At 57.3% G+C, this 18,820-nt stretch carries 17 protein-coding genes; 10 read left to right on the top strand and 7 right to left on the bottom strand.

Annotation, left to right across the window (positions count from 1 at the left end; all coding sequences use genetic code 11):
• Window positions 1-20 precede the first annotated feature (20 nt).
• From IMQ33_RS24370 to agaF, 5 genes are read left to right on the top strand one after another with little or no spacing between them, the layout of a single operon-like run.
• Entirely contained in the window at window positions 21-1,304 is a 1,284-nt protein-coding gene (locus IMQ33_RS24370) for a D-tagatose-bisphosphate aldolase, class II, non-catalytic subunit (RefSeq protein ID WP_196062815.1), read from the top strand.
• A gap of 1 nt (window position 1,305) precedes the next feature.
• On the top strand, window positions 1,306-1,782 hold the full coding sequence (gene agaV / locus IMQ33_RS24365) for a PTS N-acetylgalactosamine transporter subunit IIB (RefSeq protein WP_024529457.1): 477 nt from the start codon (window positions 1,306-1,308) through the stop codon (window positions 1,780-1,782).
• 14 nt (window positions 1,783-1,796) lie between these two features.
• Window positions 1,797-2,576 carry a PTS N-acetylgalactosamine transporter subunit IIC gene (gene agaW, locus IMQ33_RS24360; RefSeq protein ID WP_021179850.1) on the top strand — a complete coding sequence of 260 codons (780 nt, stop codon included), beginning with the start codon at window positions 1,797-1,799 and terminating at the stop codon, window positions 2,574-2,576.
• Entirely contained in the window at window positions 2,566-3,459 is an 894-nt protein-coding gene (locus IMQ33_RS24355) for a PTS system mannose/fructose/sorbose family transporter subunit IID (RefSeq protein WP_065684136.1), read from the top strand. Before agaW ends, IMQ33_RS24355 begins: the two co-directional genes overlap by 11 nt.
• A gap of 10 nt (window positions 3,460-3,469) precedes the next feature.
• Window positions 3,470-3,904 carry a PTS galactosamine/N-acetylgalactosamine transporter subunit IIA gene (gene agaF / locus IMQ33_RS24350; protein WP_065684137.1) on the top strand — a complete coding sequence of 145 codons (435 nt, stop codon included), beginning with the start codon at window positions 3,470-3,472 and terminating at the stop codon, window positions 3,902-3,904.
• Between the two features lie 57 nt (window positions 3,905-3,961).
• Here agaF and IMQ33_RS24345 read toward each other — a convergent pair whose 3' ends face one another.
• The 3 genes from IMQ33_RS24345 to IMQ33_RS24335 all read right to left on the bottom strand — a co-directional run bounded on the left by IMQ33_RS24345 (window position 3,962) and on the right by IMQ33_RS24335 (window position 7,474).
• On the bottom strand, window positions 3,962-5,695 hold the full coding sequence (locus tag IMQ33_RS24345) for an ABC transporter ATP-binding protein/permease (RefSeq protein WP_186529084.1): 1,734 nt from the start codon (window positions 5,693-5,695) through the stop codon (window positions 3,962-3,964).
• A 237-nt stretch (window positions 5,696-5,932) separates the two neighbouring features.
• Window positions 5,933-6,571, bottom strand: a complete 639-nt coding sequence (locus IMQ33_RS24340; protein ID WP_065684138.1) for a DsbA family protein — start codon at window positions 6,569-6,571, stop codon at window positions 5,933-5,935.
• Between the two features lie 18 nt (window positions 6,572-6,589).
• Complete coding sequence (locus IMQ33_RS24335; RefSeq protein ID WP_098929905.1) at window positions 6,590-7,474, bottom strand: MBL fold metallo-hydrolase; 885 nt, start codon at window positions 7,472-7,474, stop codon at window positions 6,590-6,592.
• 109 nt (window positions 7,475-7,583) lie between these two features.
• Here IMQ33_RS24335 and IMQ33_RS24330 point away from each other — a divergent pair, with 109 nt between their 5' ends.
• Window positions 7,584-8,492 (top strand): LysR family transcriptional regulator, encoded by a 909-nt coding sequence (locus IMQ33_RS24330; protein ID WP_024529463.1) that lies wholly within the window; start codon window positions 7,584-7,586, stop codon window positions 8,490-8,492.
• Here IMQ33_RS24330 and IMQ33_RS24325 read toward each other — a convergent pair.
• The gene (locus IMQ33_RS24325; protein WP_161738718.1) at window positions 8,489-9,412 is read right to left on the bottom strand and encodes a LysR family transcriptional regulator; all 924 of its coding nucleotides are present in this window, start codon (window positions 9,410-9,412) and stop codon (window positions 8,489-8,491) included. The two genes, IMQ33_RS24330 and IMQ33_RS24325, sit on opposite strands and share 4 nt — an antisense overlap.
• A 122-nt stretch (window positions 9,413-9,534) precedes the next feature.
• Here IMQ33_RS24325 and lysA point away from each other — a divergent pair, with 122 nt between their 5' ends.
• Window positions 9,535-10,791 (top strand): diaminopimelate decarboxylase, encoded by a 1,257-nt coding sequence (lysA, locus tag IMQ33_RS24320; RefSeq protein ID WP_186529078.1) that lies wholly within the window; start codon window positions 9,535-9,537, stop codon window positions 10,789-10,791.
• On the opposite strand, the gene IMQ33_RS24315 is transcribed toward lysA, so the two are convergent.
• On the bottom strand, window positions 10,788-11,795 hold the full coding sequence (locus IMQ33_RS24315; protein ID WP_065684141.1) for a LacI family DNA-binding transcriptional regulator: 1,008 nt from the start codon (window positions 11,793-11,795) through the stop codon (window positions 10,788-10,790). The genes lysA and IMQ33_RS24315 overlap by 4 nt on opposite strands.
• Window positions 11,796-11,977: 182 nt before the next feature.
• Here IMQ33_RS24315 and IMQ33_RS24310 point away from each other — a divergent pair, with 182 nt between their 5' ends.
• Window positions 11,978-12,433: a GNAT family N-acetyltransferase gene (locus IMQ33_RS24310; protein ID WP_065684142.1), complete on the top strand. Its 456-nt coding sequence runs from the start codon at window positions 11,978-11,980 to the stop codon at window positions 12,431-12,433.
• Here IMQ33_RS24310 and galR read toward each other — a convergent pair.
• Complete coding sequence (galR, locus tag IMQ33_RS24305) at window positions 12,430-13,449, bottom strand: HTH-type transcriptional regulator GalR (protein WP_196062814.1); 1,020 nt, start codon at window positions 13,447-13,449, stop codon at window positions 12,430-12,432. The two genes, IMQ33_RS24310 and galR, sit on opposite strands and share 4 nt — an antisense overlap.
• A gap of 472 nt (window positions 13,450-13,921) precedes the next feature.
• On the opposite strand from galR, the gene aas reads away from it, so the two are divergent.
• The gene (gene aas, locus IMQ33_RS24300; protein ID WP_186529076.1) at window positions 13,922-16,075 is read left to right on the top strand and encodes a bifunctional acyl-ACP--phospholipid O-acyltransferase/long-chain-fatty-acid--ACP ligase; all 2,154 of its coding nucleotides are present in this window, start codon (window positions 13,922-13,924) and stop codon (window positions 16,073-16,075) included.
• Window positions 16,075-17,265 (top strand): lysophospholipid transporter LplT, encoded by a 1,191-nt coding sequence (lplT, locus tag IMQ33_RS24295; protein WP_196062813.1) that lies wholly within the window; start codon window positions 16,075-16,077, stop codon window positions 17,263-17,265. Before aas ends, lplT begins: the two co-directional genes overlap by 1 nt.
• A gap of 318 nt (window positions 17,266-17,583) precedes the next feature.
• Here the strand turns inward: lplT and IMQ33_RS24290 are convergent, their stop codons facing one another.
• Window positions 17,584-18,624 carry an NADP(H)-dependent aldo-keto reductase gene (locus IMQ33_RS24290; protein WP_024529471.1) on the bottom strand — a complete coding sequence of 347 codons (1,041 nt, stop codon included), beginning with the start codon at window positions 18,622-18,624 and terminating at the stop codon, window positions 17,584-17,586.
• Window positions 18,625-18,820 lie beyond the last annotated feature (196 nt).

The following is an 18,820-nucleotide window of genomic DNA, read 5'->3' as shown; positions in this document are numbered from 1 at the left end:
GGTGCCATCATGGGGGATTCATGCAGCAGTGGTTACAACTGGTAGCACAGCACAAGGCCGGCCAGCCGGTGGGAATATTTTCCGTTTGCTCCGCGCATCCTTGGGTATTGCAGGCCGCCTTGCGGCAAGCAAAGGCACGTGGCACGCCGGTATTGATCGAGGCGACGTCAAACCAGGTTAACCAGTTTGGCGGCTACACCGGCCAGACCGCCGCACAGTTTCGTGATGCGCTGTGGCAGATGGCGGATGACATCGGGTTGCCAAGGAGCGCTATTTGGCTGGGGGGCGATCATCTTGGCCCTAACGCCTGGCAAGACCGCCCGGCACAAGAGGCGATGGCGCTGTCCGAAACCCTGATTGACGACTATGTGCGCGCCGGATTTCGCAAGATCCACCTCGACTGCTCCATGTCCTGCGCTGACGATCCCACCCCGTTGGGAGATGAAGTGGTGGCACAGCGTGCAGCGCGCCTGTGCGCAGTGGCGGAACGAGCCTGGCAGCAAGCGGGTGGTGAAGCCCCGGTGTATGTAATCGGAACCGAAGTGCCAGTACCGGGCGGTGCGCAGGAAACGCTGCAAGGCATCCAGGTGACTACGCCACAGGCCGTCTCCGTCACGTTAGAGGCGCACCGTCATGCCTGGCAGCAAGCAGAGCTGAGCAGCGCCTGGTCACGAGTGATCGCCCTGGTGGTGCAACCCGGCGTCGAGTTCGACCATCACAGCGTCGAACATTACCAACCGCAGGCGGCGCAGGCGTTGAGCCGCTTTATCGAACGCCAACCGGGGTTGCTGTATGAGGCCCACTCGACCGACTACCAGGCACCGAAGGCTTATTCGCAGCTGGTGCGTGACCATTTCGCCATTCTGAAAGTTGGCCCGGCGCTCACTTTTGCGCTGCGTGAGGCGCTGTTTGCCCTCGATCGTATCGAACGTGAATGGTTAGGGGAGCATCGTTCAGCCCAGCTGTGCGCCACGCTTGAGCAGGTGATGCGTGAACAGCCGCAGCAGTGGAGCCGCTATTATCACGGCAGCCCGCATCAACAGTATCTGGATCGGCACTACAGCCTGAGCGATCGCGTGCGCTATTACTGGCCTCAACCACAGGTCCAGCAGGCCGTGGATGCGTTGATGGACAATCTACGGAGTAACCCAATCCCGCTGGCCTTACTCAGCCAGTATTTACCCGATCAGGCACGGGCCTTGAATGCCGGTGAGCTGAGTCAGGATCCGCAAGATTGGGTGATCCACAAAATTACCCAGGTGCTCGACGACTACCACTCAGCCTGTTACCCGGAGGTGCGCTGATATGCCCAATATTCTGATGACTCGTATCGATAACCGCCTGGTGCATGGCCAGGTAGGGGTGACCTGGACCAACACGCTGGGCGCCAATCTGGTGGTGGTGGCCAACGATGATGCCGCCGCCGATCCGGTACAGCAAAACCTGATGGACATGGTGGTGGCCGAAGGCGTGCAGACCCGTTACTTCACCCTGCAAAAAACCATCGACGTGATCCACAAGGCGGCGGATCGGCAAAAGATTTTTCTGGTGTGCAAAACGCCGCAGGACGTATTGAAACTGGTGCAGGGCGGAGTGCCCATCACCTTTGTCAACGTTGGCAATATGCACTTCGCCGCAGGGAAACGGCAAATCCACAAGACGGTCTCGGTGGATGACGATGACATTGCCGCCTTTCGTGAGCTGGCGGCGTTGGGCGTAGCCTGCGAGGTGCGCCGGGTGCCGGATGAAGCCGGTGAAGCGATAGGCAAACTGCTCGCTTGAGCGCAGGGGGAAGCATGTTAACTGACGCGTTATTGATTGCATTGCTGGCGGGGCTGGCCGGGGTCGACCTGTTCGACGGCCTGACCCACTTCCACCGCCCGGTAGTGATGGGGCCGCTGGTTGGCCTGATCCTGGGGGATGTCACCACTGGCTTGCTGGTGGGCGGGACGCTGGAACTAGTGTGGATGGGCATGGTGCCACTGGCCGGTGCGCAGCCGCCTAACGTGGTTATCGGCGGGGTGGTCGGCACGGCGTTTGCCATCCTCACCAAGGCCGATCCCAAGGTGGCCATTGGCGTGGCGGTGCCGTTCGCCATTGCGGTACAGGGCTGCATCACGCTGCTGTTCACTGCGTTTTCACCCATGATGCACCGCTGCGATCGCATGGTACAGGAGCTGAACTGGCGTGGCGTTGAGCGGGTGAACTACCTCGGTATCAGTATCCTGTTTGTTTTCTACTTTGTGGTGGCGTTTTTGCCGATCTACTTCGGTGCCGATGCGGCCAGCGCCATGGTGCAGAAAGCGCCGACCTGGCTGCTGGATGGGCTGGCAGTGGCGGGCGGTATGATGCCGGCGATCGGCTTCTCACTGCTGATGAAAGTGATGATGAAGAAAACCTACGTGGCGTATTTCATCCTCGGCTTTATTTCGGTGACTTTCCTTAAGCTGCCGATCCTGGCGGTGGCGCTGGGGGCATTGGCGATCGCGCTGATCGATTTCTTTAACAGTCAACGGGCAGATGCGGATGTGACCAGAAAGCCTGTTCAACCGGAGGACGCTGAAGATGGCATTTAATGATTCTGACGATCTGCTGGCACAAAAAGCAGCAAAACGCCTGGAACAGGCATTGGCCACCAGCCAGGTCGAGCAGGACGACTACGTTGATAGCCGCCCGGCAGAAGCGCTGACGCGCAGCGATATCAACCGCATGGCCTGGCGTTCGCTGTTACTGCAGGCATCGTTCAACTATGAACGTATGCAGGCCGGTGGCTGGCTGTACACCTTGATCCCGGGCTTGCGCAAGATCCATCGCAATCCTCAGGATCTGGCGAATTCGATGAAGATGCATATGGAGTTTATCAACGTGCATCCCTTCGACGTTACCTTCCTCTCGGGGCTGGTGCTGGCGATGGAGCAAAACAAGGAGAAAGTCTCCACCATTCGAGCGGTGAAAGTGGCGCTGATGGGGCCGTTGGGAGGCATTGGTGATGCGCTGTTCTGGCTGACGCTGTTGCCGATTTGTGCGGGCATCGGGGCATCTCTGGCGCTGGAAGGCAGCCTGTTTGGGCCGATAGTGTTCTTGCTGTTGTTCAACGTGTTCCACTTCGGGCTGCGCTTTGGGCTGGCGCACTATGGCTATCAGGCGGGCACCAGTGCGCTGACGCTGTTGAAAACCCATACCAAACGAATATCCCATGCGGCGTCGATCGTGGGCATGACGGTCATCGGTGCGCTGGTGGCCTCTTATGTACATCTTTCTACGCCGCTGATCATGCATGCCGGTAAGGCCACCGTGGCGTTGCAAACGGACGTGCTCGATAAGTTGATGCCCAACCTGTTGCCGCTGTGTTTCACGTTGCTGGTGTTCTTCCTGATGAAGCGCGGTTTCTCACCGGTGAAACTGATTGGTGTGACGGTGGTGATCGGCGTAGTGGGTAAATTTATCGGTTTGCTGTGAGGAAGAGAACATGCCAGGAATTGTCATTACCGGCCACGGCGGCTTCGCCAGTGGCCTGCTACAGGCGGTAGAGCAGGTGGTAGGGGAACAGCCTGCCTGTATCGCGGTGGACTTCCCTGTCCATATGGGCACGGCGGAGTTGAAAGTGGCGTTGAGTGCCGCGCTGCAAGCGGTAGAACAAGCGGACGGTGTGGTATTCCTTACCGATATGCTGGGGGGATCGCCTTTCCGTAGTGCCTGCGAGTTGGCCGATGCGCATGGTAGCTGTGAGGTGCTTACCGGGGTTAATATGCAGTTGGCTGCCGAAATGATGCTGGAGCGCGAAGGGCTGAGCCTGACCGAGTTCCGTGACATGGCGCTGGCCTGCGGCAAACGCGGCTTGACCAGCCTGTGGCATGAACGGCGTAAGGTGAAATGCGCCAACGCCGAGGCTGATGGGATTTAATCAGGTGCCCTCTCACTCCAACCCTTCCAAAGGGGGGAGTGAGAGGAGCTATTGAGGCTAACTCGGTATCGGCAACGGGCTAAGCGCCATCTGGGCTGGGCCATTTTCATTACGGCTGAAACGCCAGCAGGTCTGATGATATTTCGCCACGCTGTTGCGGTGTGCCACACTGACCAGCGTGACCCCCGGCAGTTCGTCAACCAGTAGGCAATACATCAATTGTTCGGTTTCATCATCCAACGCGCTGGTGGCCTCATCCAGGAACAGCACATCCGGGCGGGTAAGGATCGCACGGGCAAACGCCAACCGCTGCTGCTCGCCCGGTGAAAGGCGATGGCTCCAGTTGGCGCTGGTATCCAGCCAGCGTTGCAGGTGCTTCAGCCGGCAGTTTTCCAGGACTTTCAACAACTGCTCATCGCTGTAGTCTTTATCCTGATGCGGGTAACTCAACGCTTCACGTAGCGTACCGATCGGAATATAGCTGCGCTGTGGCAGGAACAGCGTGGTGAGATGTTTATCCTGGCCGATCTCACCCGAACCGTAAGGCCAGATCCCGGCAATGGCACGTAGCAGCGTAGATTTACCACAGCCAGAAGGGCCGACGACCAGTACGCGCTCGCCGCGTTGCAGCGTCATGGTTGCTGCACTTAACAGAGGCTGTCCATCGGGCAGCGTAAGGCCAACATCGCGCAGCATCAGCGGTGAGTGGTCTTCCTGTTGCAGGCTGATGCCACGGGGCTGGTTATGCACCTCGTCCACCGCCGCGTTAAAGCCAGCCAGACGGTTAACGCAGGCTTTCCAGGTGGCCAGATTGGAAAACGCGTCGATAAACCATGACAGCGAGCCTTGCACCTGGCCAAACGCGGAGGAGATCTGCATCAGCCCGCCCATCTGGATCGCACCGGAGAAATAGCGAGGTGCCGCCACCAGCAGCGGAAAGACAATGGCAAACTGGCCGTAGAAGTTACTGGCGATATTCAGCCGCCGGGTGATGCGCATGATCGACCACCAGTTGCTGCGGATGGCCTCAAAACGGTTACTTAGCTGCTGCTTCTCGCGTGGCTCACCGTGATACAGCGCGATGGCATCGTTATTTTCACGGATACGTATCAGCCCGAAACGGAAGTTCGCCTCATAGCGTTCCTGATTAAAGCCGAGCATAACCAGCGGCTTGCCGACCCACCAGATCAGCAACGATCCCAGCGCCGCGTACAACAGGGCAAACCACACCATATAACCGGGCAGGGTAATGGTATGTTGGGCGATCACAAAGGTCATCGGCCCGCTGATATGCCAGAGAATGGTAATAAACGAACAGAGCGTCACCAGGCTGGAGAGCAGGCCGAGCGATAAAGATAAGGTGTACTGGGTCAGGACGTTGAGATCGTCAGAGATACGCTGATCGGGGTTATCGATAATCTGCTGTTGTTCGGTATGGTAATAGGCCTGGTGTGCCAGCCACTTGCCCATAAATTTTTCCGTCATCCAGCGCCGCCAGCGCATCTGTAGGCCCTGGGTCAGGTAGATTTTGTAGACCGCCAGCACGATGAAAGCCAACGCCAGATAGGTAAAGCGCCACAGCTGGGCTTTGAACACCGGGTAGTTTTTATTTTGCAGAGCATCGTAGAACACCTGGTTCCACTGGTTGATCAGCACGCTGATATAGACCAGCCCCAGGGATAGGCCCACGATGGCAATCAGCATCGCCCAGGCGCGCCATTTTTCTTCCGAAACCCAAAAGGGTTTGATCAACTGCCAGACGGCCCGTTTTTGTGTGGTGCTCGTGTTCATAAAAATCCAGAAGGTATCGTTTTCTTCTAGCATGGGCACGAGGTTGGTAACAAACAAACCGCCACATGTAAGCAGTTTTGACGTGGCTCATTATTTGCAATACAGCAGAGATAAAACGAGCGCTAGTAACGTTGAGTAGAGTAAGGCGAAGGCATTTTTGGCACGGCGGAAAATCACAACACAAAATGAAATTGTTACAACTAAGTTCGGGGCGAACATGTGCTCGCCCCTGCAGATTTATTTCACGGCATCTTTCAGTAATGCTTTCCAGCCTTCAACATTTCCCAAATACTCCTGCACGGGGATCTGGGATAGCCGCCCTTGATTATCCTCCAGGGCAAAGGTTGGGAAGCCATGCCCACGGACTCTGGCGAGCAGTGCGCGGCTGTCGGCGATATGCTGTGCCGTTGGCGCGCCGCTGTTCAAACGCATCTCGGCAATAAAGGCAGCAGGATCCAGGCCCAACTCTTTCGCCAGCGCTTCCAACACTGGCGCATCGGCAATACGTCGCCCTTCCCGGTAGTGAGCTTCCTGAATGCGGTGCAGCATATCCAGGCCCCGTCCGGCGAGCTGTTCAGCGGCCAGGATCGCAACGATCGGTGGCTCAGAGTCCATCACCGCCGTGGTGTCTCGCAGCAGCCCGTTGAAGTAACCGTCGCCGAAAGGCTGGCCGGTTAGCCCGGCAATCCGCTTGTCATGCGGCATCACGTAATTGCGCCATTCCTCGTTGATGGTTCGGCGGGCATTGCCGGTCATCATGCCACCGGCGTGCAGGGCAACGGTCAGGCCTGGAATAGCCTGCGCGGCCTTGGCCAGCGGTGCTGCACCGTAACACCAGCCGCACAGCGGATCGAAAATGTAATGCAGGGTCGTCATGTTTTTGCTCCTACCGCTTTATTGCGGCCACTTCATTTCGCCTTTCAGCACCTTGGCGCTCAGTTCCAGGCTAGAACCATCTTGCAGTTTTGGATAGTGCTGCTGCATGGCCGCGATCAGTTCCGCGGAGTTCTTGGTTTTTGGCAACTCGCTTTCCAGCGTGGTCAGGTAATTGTGGGTAAAGGTCACCGACTCCAGCGTTTGCGCCGCTCCTGGCAGGAAGTGCCCCGGAACCACCACCTGCGGTTTCAGCGCCTTGATGCTTTCCAGCGTTTGCTGCCAATGAGCGCGTGACTCGACGGTTTGATTATCCGCAATCCACGGATGAATATTGTTACCGGCTACCGGTACGCCACCCATCACAGCTTTCAACGACGGGATCCACACAAAGGTGCGGTCTGGCGTTGGGCCATTGAGGCCTTTCACTTCGACCTGCTGGCCATCGATGCTAAAGCTGCTGCCCTGCAACGGCTGCGGCACGATCACGGTTTTCGGCGCATTCTCTTTCAGGATCGGCCCCCAATAGGCGAGTTTACCTGCCTGGGTCGCATTGATCGCTTTGATCGTTTCCGGTGAAGCAATGATATTTGCCTCTGGGAAGGCGGCTTTGATCACGTCCAGCCCGAAATAGAAATCCGGATCCGAATGGCTGATATAGACCGTGGTCAGCTTCTTACCGGTGGCCTTAATCTTTTTCACCAGTTCCTGCGCATCGTTACGCTGGAATTGGGCATCGATCAGCGCCACTTCGTGTGGGCCGCTGACAATCTCGGAAGAGACCGGGAAAACGCTCTTTTCGCCTGGGTTGTACACTTCCAGGGTCAGAGTATTAGCCGCATTGGCGAAGGTGCTGAATGAAACTAAGCCGGTTACGGCCAGGGTCAGTAATGATTTCTTAAACATGTGCAGGTGCCTTTTGGGTATTTGTTGTCGTTGGCCAGATGATAGGTTGCATAGAAAGGGAGAAAAACCGGATAATAAGCAATTATTCATTGCGTAAATCGAGCGAATCATGGATCGCATTACCGCCGCAGAGGTTTTTGTCACTATCGTCGAACGCGGCAGCATGATTGCTGCCGCGGATACCCTGGCGATGTCGCGAGCTATGGTGACGCGCTATCTGGCGCAGATGGAACAATGGGCGGGGGCGCGGCTGTTGCACCGTACTACGCGTAGGCTCAGCCTGACCGATGCCGGAGAGCGCACCTTGGAACGTTGCCGCCAAATGCTGGCGGTAGCGAAAGATATCGATCTGGTGGAAAACGAGCAGAGTGACGATTTACGTGGCCTGCTACGAATCACCTGTTCGCAATCGCTTGGCCAAACGGCGCTGGTGGGGGCGGTGGCGCAGTACCTGAAGCGTCATCCTCAGGTGGCGGTGGATCTGCAAATGAATAACCGAGCGGTCAATCTGGTGGAGGAGCGGATCGATCTGGCACTACGCATCACCAACGAACTGGATCCCAATCTGATTGCCCGGCCGCTTTCCAACTGCGCTTCGGTGATCTGTGCGTCTCCAGCCTATCTGGCCGCTCATGGTACCCCGCGTCACCCGCAAGATTTAGCTCTGCACAACTGCCTCACCTATTCCTACTTTGGTAAAAGCCTGTGGCACTTTGATGAGCAAGGCGTGAAGTCGGCGGTGGCGGTTAGTGGCAACCTCAGTGCCAACGAATCGGTGGTGCTGTTGGCAGGAACGCTGCAAGGTGCGGGGATCTCCATGCAGCCTTATTATTCCGCTGCGCCACTGTTGGCAAAGGGGGAGTTGGTGGAACTGTTACCGGGGTATTTGTCACAGACGATGGGGATCTACGGTATCTACACCTCGCGCCGACAAATGCCCGCCACGTTGCGTACCATGCTGGACTTCCTGGTGGAATGGTTTGCCACCGATCCTGGCTGGCGCGCCACGCTGCGCTAGCGTTGGATAACCGAAGCCAGGCGGGCGGGCAACTGTTGCGCCTGCTGCTGCAAGTGCTGCACAAAGGCGGTGACCAGCGCGGAAGAGGGGCGGTGCAGCGGGCGGATCAGGCTCACGGTAAACGGCACCTCGACGCTGAAGGGCCGCACATGAACGCCATTATTGGCGTAATCCAACGCGGTCAGCGGGTTGACGATTGAGATGCCGACGCCGGCCTTGACCATCGCACACACCGAAGCGGCGCTGTGGGTCTCCATCACCATCCGGCGCTCGATGCCTTGTTCATGGAACAGTGCGTCCAGCAGTTGCCGGTAGCTGTCGGTGCTCGACAGGCTGATAAAGTTTTCTGTGTTGAAGTCCTGCGGTGTCAGCGTACTTTTCGCAAGCAATGGGTGCCCGGCAGGCAGCACACACACCTCATTCATCGTCATCAGCGTCATGCGCTCGGTGCCAGCGGGCGTCAGGGTATTCTCCGTCAGGCCCAGATCGTGGCGCTGCGCCGAAAGCCACTCTTCTAGCAACGGTGACTCCTGCGGGATCACGCTGAAGCTCACTTCCGGATAACGATCGACAAAAGGTTTGCACACGGCAGGCAGCAGCGATTGGGAAAACACCGGCAGACAGGCAATGGAAAGCTGCGCCTGCTGGAATTGCCGGATACCGGCGGCCGCATTCTTGATGCGATCCAGGCCGTAATAAGAGCGCTGCACTTCTTCAAACAGCCGCAAGCCCTGCACCGTCGGGTAAAGGCGACCACGTACGCGGTCAAACAGTTGCAATTGGATTAGCTTCTCGAAGCGGGCAAGCTCGCGGCTGACGGTCGGTTGTGAGGTTTGCAGCAGCGCCGCCGCTTCGGTCAGATTGCCGGTGGTCATCACCGCGTGGAAAATCTCAATCTGGCGCAGGGTAATGGCGTACATGGCGAAACTCCACGGAGAGGAAAAGCCATATCATAAATGAATAGACTATGGCGAAATAGATATTTTTCACACCGGGGCCGCTGCGGCATGATGGTGGAAAATTTGATTATGGGAACCGAACCATGCCACGCTCCTTGAACGACACCTCTACCGCCCTGAACGCCGCCAATCTGCTGGCGCTGCCCCAACGCTTTGGTTGCCCGGTCTGGGCCTATGATGCGGCTATCATCAGCCAGCGTATCAGCCAGTTGCAGCACTTTGACGTGATCCGTTTTGCCCAGAAAGCCTGCTCGAATATTCATATTCTGCGCCTGATGCGCGAGCAGGGCGTCAAGGTGGATTCGGTGTCGCTGGGGGAAATCGAGCGCGCGTTAAAAGCCGGTTTTGAGCCGGGTGGCGAAGATATCGTGTTTACCGCCGATGTGCTGGATCACGCCACGCTGGCGCGCGTCAGTGAATTGAAAATCCCGGTCAACGCCGGTTCTATCGATATGCTGGAACAGCTTGGCCAGGTGTCTGCCGGGCATCCGGTATGGCTGCGGATCAACCCTGGTTTTGGCCACGGCCATAGCCAGAAAACCAATACCGGCGGTGAAAACAGCAAGCACGGTATCTGGTATGCCGATCTGCCGCAGGCGGTCGCCAAGGTGCAGCAATACGGCCTGAAACTGATCGGGCTGCATATGCACATCGGTTCTGGGGTGGATTACCAGCACCTGGAGCGCGTGTGTGATGCGATGGTGCAGCAGGTGATTGCGCTGGGGCAGGACATTACGGCTATTTCCGCCGGTGGCGGCCTTTCTATCCCTTATCAGCAAGGAGAAGAGGCGATCAATACCGAACACTATTACGGCCTGTGGAACCGGGCACGTGAGCGAGTTGCCGCACATCTGGGCCATCCGGTGAAGTTGGAAATCGAGCCGGGGCGTTTCCTGATGGCCGAAGCAGGCGTGCTGGTGGCCGAAGTGCGTTCGGTAAAACAGATGGGCAGCCGCCACTTTGTCCTGGTGGACGCTGGGTTTAACGATCTGATGCGTCCGGCGATGTACGGCAGCTATCACCATATCTCCCTGCTGCCTGCCGACGGCCGCAATACTGATAATCAACCGCTGCAAGACACCGTGATCGCCGGGCCACTGTGTGAGTCGGGTGATGTGTTTACCCAGCAAGCGGGTGGCGGTATTGAAACCCGTCCGTTGCCGCAGGTGCGGGTCGGTGATTATCTGGTATTCCATGACACCGGGGCCTATGGCTCGTCGATGTCCTCCAACTACAACAGCCGCCCGCTGCTGCCGGAAGTGCTGTTTGAAAACGGTGAGCCTCGGCTGATCCGTCGCCGCCAGACGATTGAAGAATTGATCGGGCTGGAGTTAATTTAAGCGTAGGGGCCAGGTACCACGGACTCACGCAGTTTTAACTCACCGACAAACGGCGTTAGCGGTTGCAGCGCTTCGCCGTTAATCAGACGCAGGGCTTGGGCGATCGCCGCTTCGATCATCGCGTCGATCGGCAGGTAGACGGTAGACAACGCCGGTTGCAGATAGGCGGCGCTTGGCTCATCGTCGAAACCAAACAGCGAAACGTCCTCAGGCAGGCGTTTGCCAGCCTGGTGCAGGGCCTTCATCGCGCCGATGGCCATATCATCGTTGCTGGCAAACAGCGCGCTGAATGCGTTGCCGCTAGCCAGCAGAGCCTTACAGCTAAGGTATCCGCCAGGTACGCTGCTATCACCGTTGGTGATCAAGGCATTATTGAAAGCAACCTGGTGGTGTTCCAACGCCTGACGATAACCCGCCAAGCGGGATTGGGCGGTGGGGGTATCGATCGGCCCGGTGATGCAGGCGATCTCACGGTGCCCTTGACGGATCAGGTAATCCACCACGTTGAAGGCGGCCTGTTGCTGTTCGAAGAACACGCAGCGTTCACGGGCCTGCGGCAGATCGCGATTAATGACCATCACCGGAACCGGCAGGTCTTCCAGCAACTCCATCAGGGCACTTTCGCCCATAAAGCGGGTGTACAGGATAATCGCGTCGCAACGGCGATCCGCCAGCAGCCGTACCGCCTGCAATTCATCTTCTGGCGTGTCGTGGCCGTCGGTGACGATCAGGTGCTTGCCGCTGGCCTCGACCAGTTTGGCGGCCTGGCGCAGCAAACGGCCAAAGTAGGGGCCGTCAAAATTGGAGACCACCAGCCCAATGCTGTTGGAGCTTTTATTGGCCAGCGATTGGGCGAGAAAGTTTGGCCGGTAGCCCAACTCATCCATTGCCTTGAACACCGCATCACGCGTGCTCTTCTTCACCTGGCCGGTGCCATTTAAAACGCGGGAAACCGTGGCTTTCGATACCCCCGCGCGCATGGAAACATCCAACATGGTGATCATCAATGGCTACCCTCTTTCAACGTCCGCTGCGGTAAATATTGCTGAGTCTAGCATAGGGTTAGATCGCGTCGAACATGTTCGACCCCTACAAATTCAGCAACATATGTTGTTGGGGCACCCATGCATTGATTCGCGTACACTGACGGTGCTGGCGTTTAAGGCATTTTTCAGAGGGGATTAGCGTGTTTCGTATCGTGCATCTGGCGGACTATCCGCAGTATCAGCAACAGGTTATCGACTGGCAGTGGCAGGCGTTTGGCAGCGAAAACAGCCGGGAATTCTTTGCCAGCGTGGTGGCCAGCAGCCTGCGGCATGAAGGGTTGCCGATCACCTTTATCGCCCTGTTGGATGACAAGCCGGTAGGCACCGTGGGGCTGTGGCGCTGTGATTTGATCAGCCGCCAGGATTTAACGCCGTGGCTGGCCGCGCTTTACGTTGAAGAGAGCCAGCGCGGCAGCGGGCTGGGGCTGCAGCTCCAGCAATATGTGCAGGAATACAGCCGCCGGGCCGGGTTCAAGGAGCTGTATCTGTATGCCGAGTTTAGCGGTTATTACGAACGCCATGGCTGGCAGCACATCGGCGAGGCGCTGGAGTACCCGGATCGCCCCGTGCGCCTCTACCACCGCCTGCTAGATTAGTTTTGCTCGAAAGCGTTATTGATGCTGGCGACCGAATGGCGGCGTACCAGCGTCGGGCTGAACATATTGGTGATCTCCGGTAGCGGCTGGTTGTTGGCCAGCGCTAATGCCAGCTCTGCTGCTTGCGTCGCCATCGCCACCACCGGGTAGCGGATAGTGGTCAGGCGTGGGCGCAGATAGCGCGAAATCAGTACGTCATCAAAACCAATCAGCGAAATCTGGCCCGGAACGTCCACGCTGTTATCACTGAGCACCGAAAGCGCCCCGGCGGCCATCGGATCGTTATAGCAGGTGATGGCGGTAAACTGCTTACCACGGCCCAGTAACTCGGTCATGGCCTGCTCGCCGCCAATCTCATCCGGCTTGCCGTAGGCAACCAGCTTCTCATCCACCGCAATACCGTGCTCTTCCAATGCATCCAGGTAGCCCTGCAATCGATCGGTAGCATCTGAAATCTGGTGGTTGGAGCAGATGAAGGCGATCCGCTGGTGGCCCTGCTGGATCAGATGACGGGTGGCCAGCCAGGCACCATAGCGATCGTCAAGCGCTACGCAGCGGGGCTCAAAGCCAGGCAGCGTACGGTTGATCAGTACCATGCCTGGGATCTGGCGCATCCAGACGGTTAGCTCATCGTCGGTAAGCTTCTTGGCATGCACCACCAAGGCCGCACAGCGATGGCGCACCAGTTGCTCAATGGCCTGGCGCTCTTTTTCGGCATTGTGGTAACCGTTACCAATCAGCAGAAAATTATGCGTGGCGTAGGCCACCTGCTCCACGGCTTTTACCATGGCACCAAAGAAGGGATCGGAAACGTCAGAGACAATCAGGCCCAGGGTTTCGGTGGATTGCTGTGCCAGCGCACGGGCATTGGCGTTAGGGTGATACTGCAATCTTTCCATGGCGGCCAGCACGGCGGTCCGTGAACTTTCGCTGGCTTTTGGGGAGTTATTTATTACGCGGGACACCGTGGCGACGGAAACACCCGCCAGCCTGGCAACATCCTTAATCGTGGCCATATCTGCAACACTTCCTGGGTAATCGCTTACATTCCTCAGTTTTGCGGAAAAAATCGCGCGCCGCAAGGGCTGGTATCGTTAACTTGTGGTGAGCGTTGCATTTATGGCTTTTAAATTCACCTTTTCGCCCCCAAGCGGATCCAGGGTTAACGGATGCAGCGTGCGGTGCCCAACGATCCGGGTTGGTTGAGGTTTTTCAATAGTTTCATAACCATGTCTATCAAAGGCAAAACTACATCGCTGGTTACACTTTGCGCCTGACTGTTGCGATTGGCCGCTGGCGAGAGTTTGGCGTGGCGGGGTAAATTGACTGTCCCAGAGGTATTGATTGGTGAGCAATCGACATACTCTGTATGTTGAAGCCATTTTCAATTGCACCAACCTACGCGGATGCGTAGGTTTTTTTTTGCCTGCCGTATAGTATTCTTCCCTCAGACAATTTTTAAGGCCATCAACCCCGAGGGAGAGTGGGATGATATATACCGTGTTACGTGCGCTGTTTCGCCTGATGTTTCGTGTTCGTGTCGAAGGCGACGCCAAGCATTTTGAGCAGCAGAAACTGCTGATCACCCCGAATCACGTTTCTTTCATGGATGGCGCGCTGCTGGCGTTGTTCTTACCGATAAAACCGGTGTTTGCCGTTTACTCCAGCATTTCCGAACGTTGGTTTATGCGTTGGCTGAAGCCTTATATCGACTTCGTGCCACTGGATCCCACCAAACCGATGGCCATCAAGCATCTGGTGCGCATGGTTGAGCAGGGCAGGCCGATCGTGGTGTTCCCGGAAGGGCGCATTACGGTGACCGGTTCATTGATGAAGGTCTACGACGGGGCGGCCTTTATCGCCGCCAAATCTGGCGCCACCATCGTGCCGGTACGTATCGATGGCCCGGAATTCAGCGTGTTTGGCCGTATGGCCGGGGTGTATAAACTCCGCGCCTTCCCACAGACCACCATCAGCATTCTGCCGCCAACCACTTTACCGATGCCAGATGCGCCAAAGGCCAGTCAACGCCGGCAGTTGGCCGGTGACAGGCTGCATCAGATCATGATGCAGGCGCGCATGGATACCCTCAAACCGCAAACCCTGTTCGGCGCGCTGTTGGCCGCGCAGCATCGTTATGGCCGCTTCAAGCCCTGCATCGAAGACGTGGGCTTCAAGGAAGACAGCTATCATACGTTGCTCAAAAAATCGCTGGGCGTCAGCCGCATCCTGGAACGCTTTACCGCGCCGAAAGAGCATGTTGGCCTGCTGTTGCCCAATGCCACTATTACCGCTGCCGCCATTTTTGGCGCTTCATTACGTGGCCGGATCCCGGCGATGCTCAATTACACCGCCGGTGTGAACGGGCTGAAAAGCGCGATGACCGCGGCCACCATTAAAACCATCGTTACCTCACGCCAGTTCCTGGAAAAGGGCAAACTGACACACCTGCCAGAGCAGGTGCCGGAAGCCAACTGGGTCTATCTGGAAGATTTGAAAGATACCGTCACCCGCGACGATAAACTGTGGATCCTGCGTCACCTGTTCCAGCCACAAAAGGCAATGGTGCCACAGCAACCAGAGGATGCGGCGCTGATCCTGTTTACCTCCGGCTCGGAAGGCCATCCGAAGGGCGTGGTGCATTCCCATGCCAGCCTGCTGGCCAACGTGGAGCAGATCCGAACCATTGCGGATTTCACCCCGCGCGATCGCTTTATGTCCTCGCTGCCGCTGTTCCACTCTTTCGGCCTGACTGTCGGGTTGATCACCCCGTTGATGACCGGTAGCCGGGTATTCCTCTACCCAAGCCCGCTGCATTATCGCGTGGTGCCGGAACTGGTTTATGACCGCAACTGCACCGTGCTGTTTGGTACGGCGACTTTCCTCAACAACTACGCCCGCTTCGCCCATCCTTATGATTTTGCCCGCCTGCGCTATGTGGTGGCCGGGGCAGAGAAGCTGGCCGAAAGCACCAAACAGGTTTATCAGGACAAATACGGCATCCGCATTTTAGAAGGCTATGGCGTCACGGAGTGTGCTCCGGTGGTATCGATCAACGTGCCTCTGGCGGCCAAAGTTGGCACCGTAGGCCGCATTATGCCGCAGATGGAAGCACGTTTGATCAAGATGGCTGGCATCGATAACGGCGGCCGTCTGCAATTGAAAGGCCCGAACATCATGAAGGGCTACCTGCGGGTTGAACGCCCAGGCGAGCTGGAAGCTCCGGCAGCCGAGGACGAAAACGGCGTGCTGCAAGCTGGCTGGTACGATACCGGTGATATTGTCAGCTTCGACGAACAGGGTTATTGCACCATTCGTGGCCGCGTGAAGCGCTTTGCCAAACTGGCGGGGGAAATGATCTCGCTGGAGAGCGTGGAACAGTTGGCTGTGCGCCTGTCACCGGAAGGGCTGCATGCGGCCACGGTGAAAAGCGACAGCAGCAAAGGCGAAGCGCTGGTGTTGTTCACCAACGACGCCAGCATTACCCGTGATAGCTTGCTGCGGGTGGCTCGTGAGCAGGGCACCCCGGAGCTGGCGGTGCCACGCGATATTCGCCTGGTGAAGGCGTTGCCGTTACTGGGCAGCGGCAAACCGGATTTCGTTACTTTGCGCCAAATGGCTGAACAGCCGGAGAAGGCATAATGAATGCAACTGATTCCCCACTGCTGTCACGTTCAATGATCGCGGTGATCTGTGCCCAGTTTCTCTCGGCCTTCGGCGATAACGCCTTGCTGTTTGCTACCCTGGCGCTGATCAAACAGCAAATGTACCCCGATTGGAGCCAACCGATACTGCAAATGGCCTTCGTGGCCACCTATATCATCCTGGCGCCGTTTGTGGGCCAAATCGCCGACAGCTTCTCCAAAGGCCGGGTGATGATGGTCGCCAACGGCTTGAAGCTGGCCGGTGCGCTGGTGATCTGCTTTGGGCTGAACCCTTTCCTGGGCTATACCCTGGTCGGCATCGGGGCGGCGGCTTATTCGCCAGCGAAGTACGGCATCCTGGGTGAGATCATCAGCGGCGATAAGCTGGTGAAGGCCAACGGTCTGATGGAGGCTTCCACCATTGCTGCCATCCTGGTGGGCTCGGTAGCCGGTGGCATGTTGGCAGACTGGCATATCGTGGCCGCACTGGCGGTGTGTGCCGTGGTTTACGGCGCGGCGGTCGTCGCTAACCTCTATATCCCGCGCTTGCCGGTTGCCCATAAGGTAGCCTCCTGGCACCCACGCGTCATGGGGAGCACTTTCTTCAACGCTTGCGTGGTGCTGTGGCGCGATGGCCAAACCCGTTTCTCACTGATCGGTACCAGCCTGTTCTGGGGCGCTGGCGTCACCCTGCGCTTCCTGCTGGTGCTGTGGGTACCGGTAGCGCTGGGCATTAGCGATAACGCCACGCCAACCATGCTCAACGCGATGGTGGCAATAGGTATCGTGGTCGGAGCCGGGGCGGCAGCCCGCTTTGTGACGCTGGAAACGGTTAAGCGCTGTATGCCTGCCGGGATCCTGATCGGCATCGCCGTGGCCTTCTTCGCCGTGCAAACCAGCATGCTGAATGCTTATGGCGTACTGCTGGTGATTGGTGTGCTAGGGGGCTTCTTTGTGGTGCCGCTGAATGCGCTGTTGCAAGAGCGGGGCAAACGCTCAGTTGGGGCGGGGAATGCCATCGCGGTACAGAACCTGGGTGAAAACACCGCCATGCTGCTGATGCTTGGCCTCTACTCTTTGGTGGTCAAATTAGGCGTGCCGGTGATCGGCGTCGGGATCGGTTTTGGCGTCGTGTTCGGCCTTGCCATCACCGTACTGTGGATATCTCAGTTCCGCTCGAAAGCCTAACAATAGTCCCCTCACGCCAACCCTCTCCCATAGGGAGAGGGCGCTGATTCGGCGTTATGGTTGGGTATGGAGTAGGGGGGTGGCTGTTTCAACGCTCATTGCCAAAAGTGAGGGAGTTGGTGCGGTGCTGAGGTTAGAGACAGAACTTAGATAGTGGCACTTTCGGTCCCCTGTGGGAGCTGGAATGGTGTCGTAATCAGGTACCGTGATCAATAAAAGAGAACTGATTCAGTGCGGGGGTCAGGTAGATTTCTGAAACCGAAATCGAACTCGAACGGTCCCCTCTCCCTGTGGGAGAGGGTTAGCGTGAGGGGGCATTTATGGCGCTGGAATGGTGAAGCGGCTGTGGATCTCTTCCAGGGCCTGCAACACCTCCTCGTTCAGCACCACGTCAAAACTATCGATATTCATCTTCAACTGCTCCAGCGTGGTGGCACCCAGCAAGGTGCTGGCAACGAACGGCTGCTGGCGCACGAATGCCAATGCCATCTGTGAAGGATCCAGACCGTGCTTTTTCGCCAGCGCCACGTATTCGGCGATCGCCGCCTGGCTCTGGGCTGAAGAGTAGCGGGTAAAGCGACTGAACAAGGTGTTGCGCGCCCCGGCCGGTTTGGCACCGTTGAGGTATTTACCCGACAGCGTACCGAAGGCCAGGCTGGAATAGGCTAACAGTTCGATGCCTTCATGTTGGCTAATCTCTGCCAAACCAATCTCAAAGCTGCGGTTTAACAGGCTATAGGGGTTCTGGATCGACACGATACGCGGTAGTTCGTGTTTTTCTGCCAGTTGCAGATAGCGCATCACGCCCCAAGGGGTTTCGTTAGAGACGCCGATATAGCGAATTTTGCCGGCACGGACCTGCTCGGTTAGCGCTTCCAGGGTTTCCAACAGCGGGATGGTGGCTTTTTCATCGGTGTACTGATAGTTGAGCTTGCCGAAACAGTTGGTGGTGCGCTGTGGCCAGTGTAGCTGGTACAGATCCAGATAATCGGTATTTAACCGTTTCAGGCTGGCGTCCAGGGCGGCGCGGATATTTTTGCGATCCAATGCCTGCTGTGGGCGAATGCCCGCGTCATTACCCCGGATCGGCCCGGAGACCTTGCTTGCCAGCACGATTTTATCGCGGTTGCCGCGCGCTTTGATCCAACTGCCGATGTACTGCTCTGTCAGCCCTTGGGTTTCCGGGCGCGGCGGCACTGGATACATCTCTGCGGTATCAATCAGATTGATGCCAGCGGCTAATGCATAATCCAGCTGTGCGTGGGCATCGGCTTCGCTGTTTTGTTCGCCAAAGGTCATGGTGCCCAGTCCCAGCACGCTCACTTCTAAAGAACTGTGGGGAATACGGTGGTATTGCATTAACGGCCTTCCTTCAATGTTAGCGCTTACGGGCGTGATGCCCGGTAAAACAGAAGCCAGAGATCCAACGGCGTAACACGCCTTACTTGACTATAACCAAGCGTGGCAGATGGTGGAAGAGGATTATACCCGCCGTCTTTCAAGCTGCAGCTTGAAATCCATAGGGTAATTAACTGACGGGCTAAACCCCTGATTG

The sequence above is a fragment of the Serratia sp. Res13-Sevr-LER1-36-b genome, assembly GCF_015673035.1.
Classification (GTDB): Bacteria; Pseudomonadota; Gammaproteobacteria; order Enterobacterales; family Enterobacteriaceae; genus Chania; species Chania fonticola_C.
Note: the sequence above shows the minus strand (reverse complement) of the source record. Positions and strands in the feature narration are given on the sequence as shown.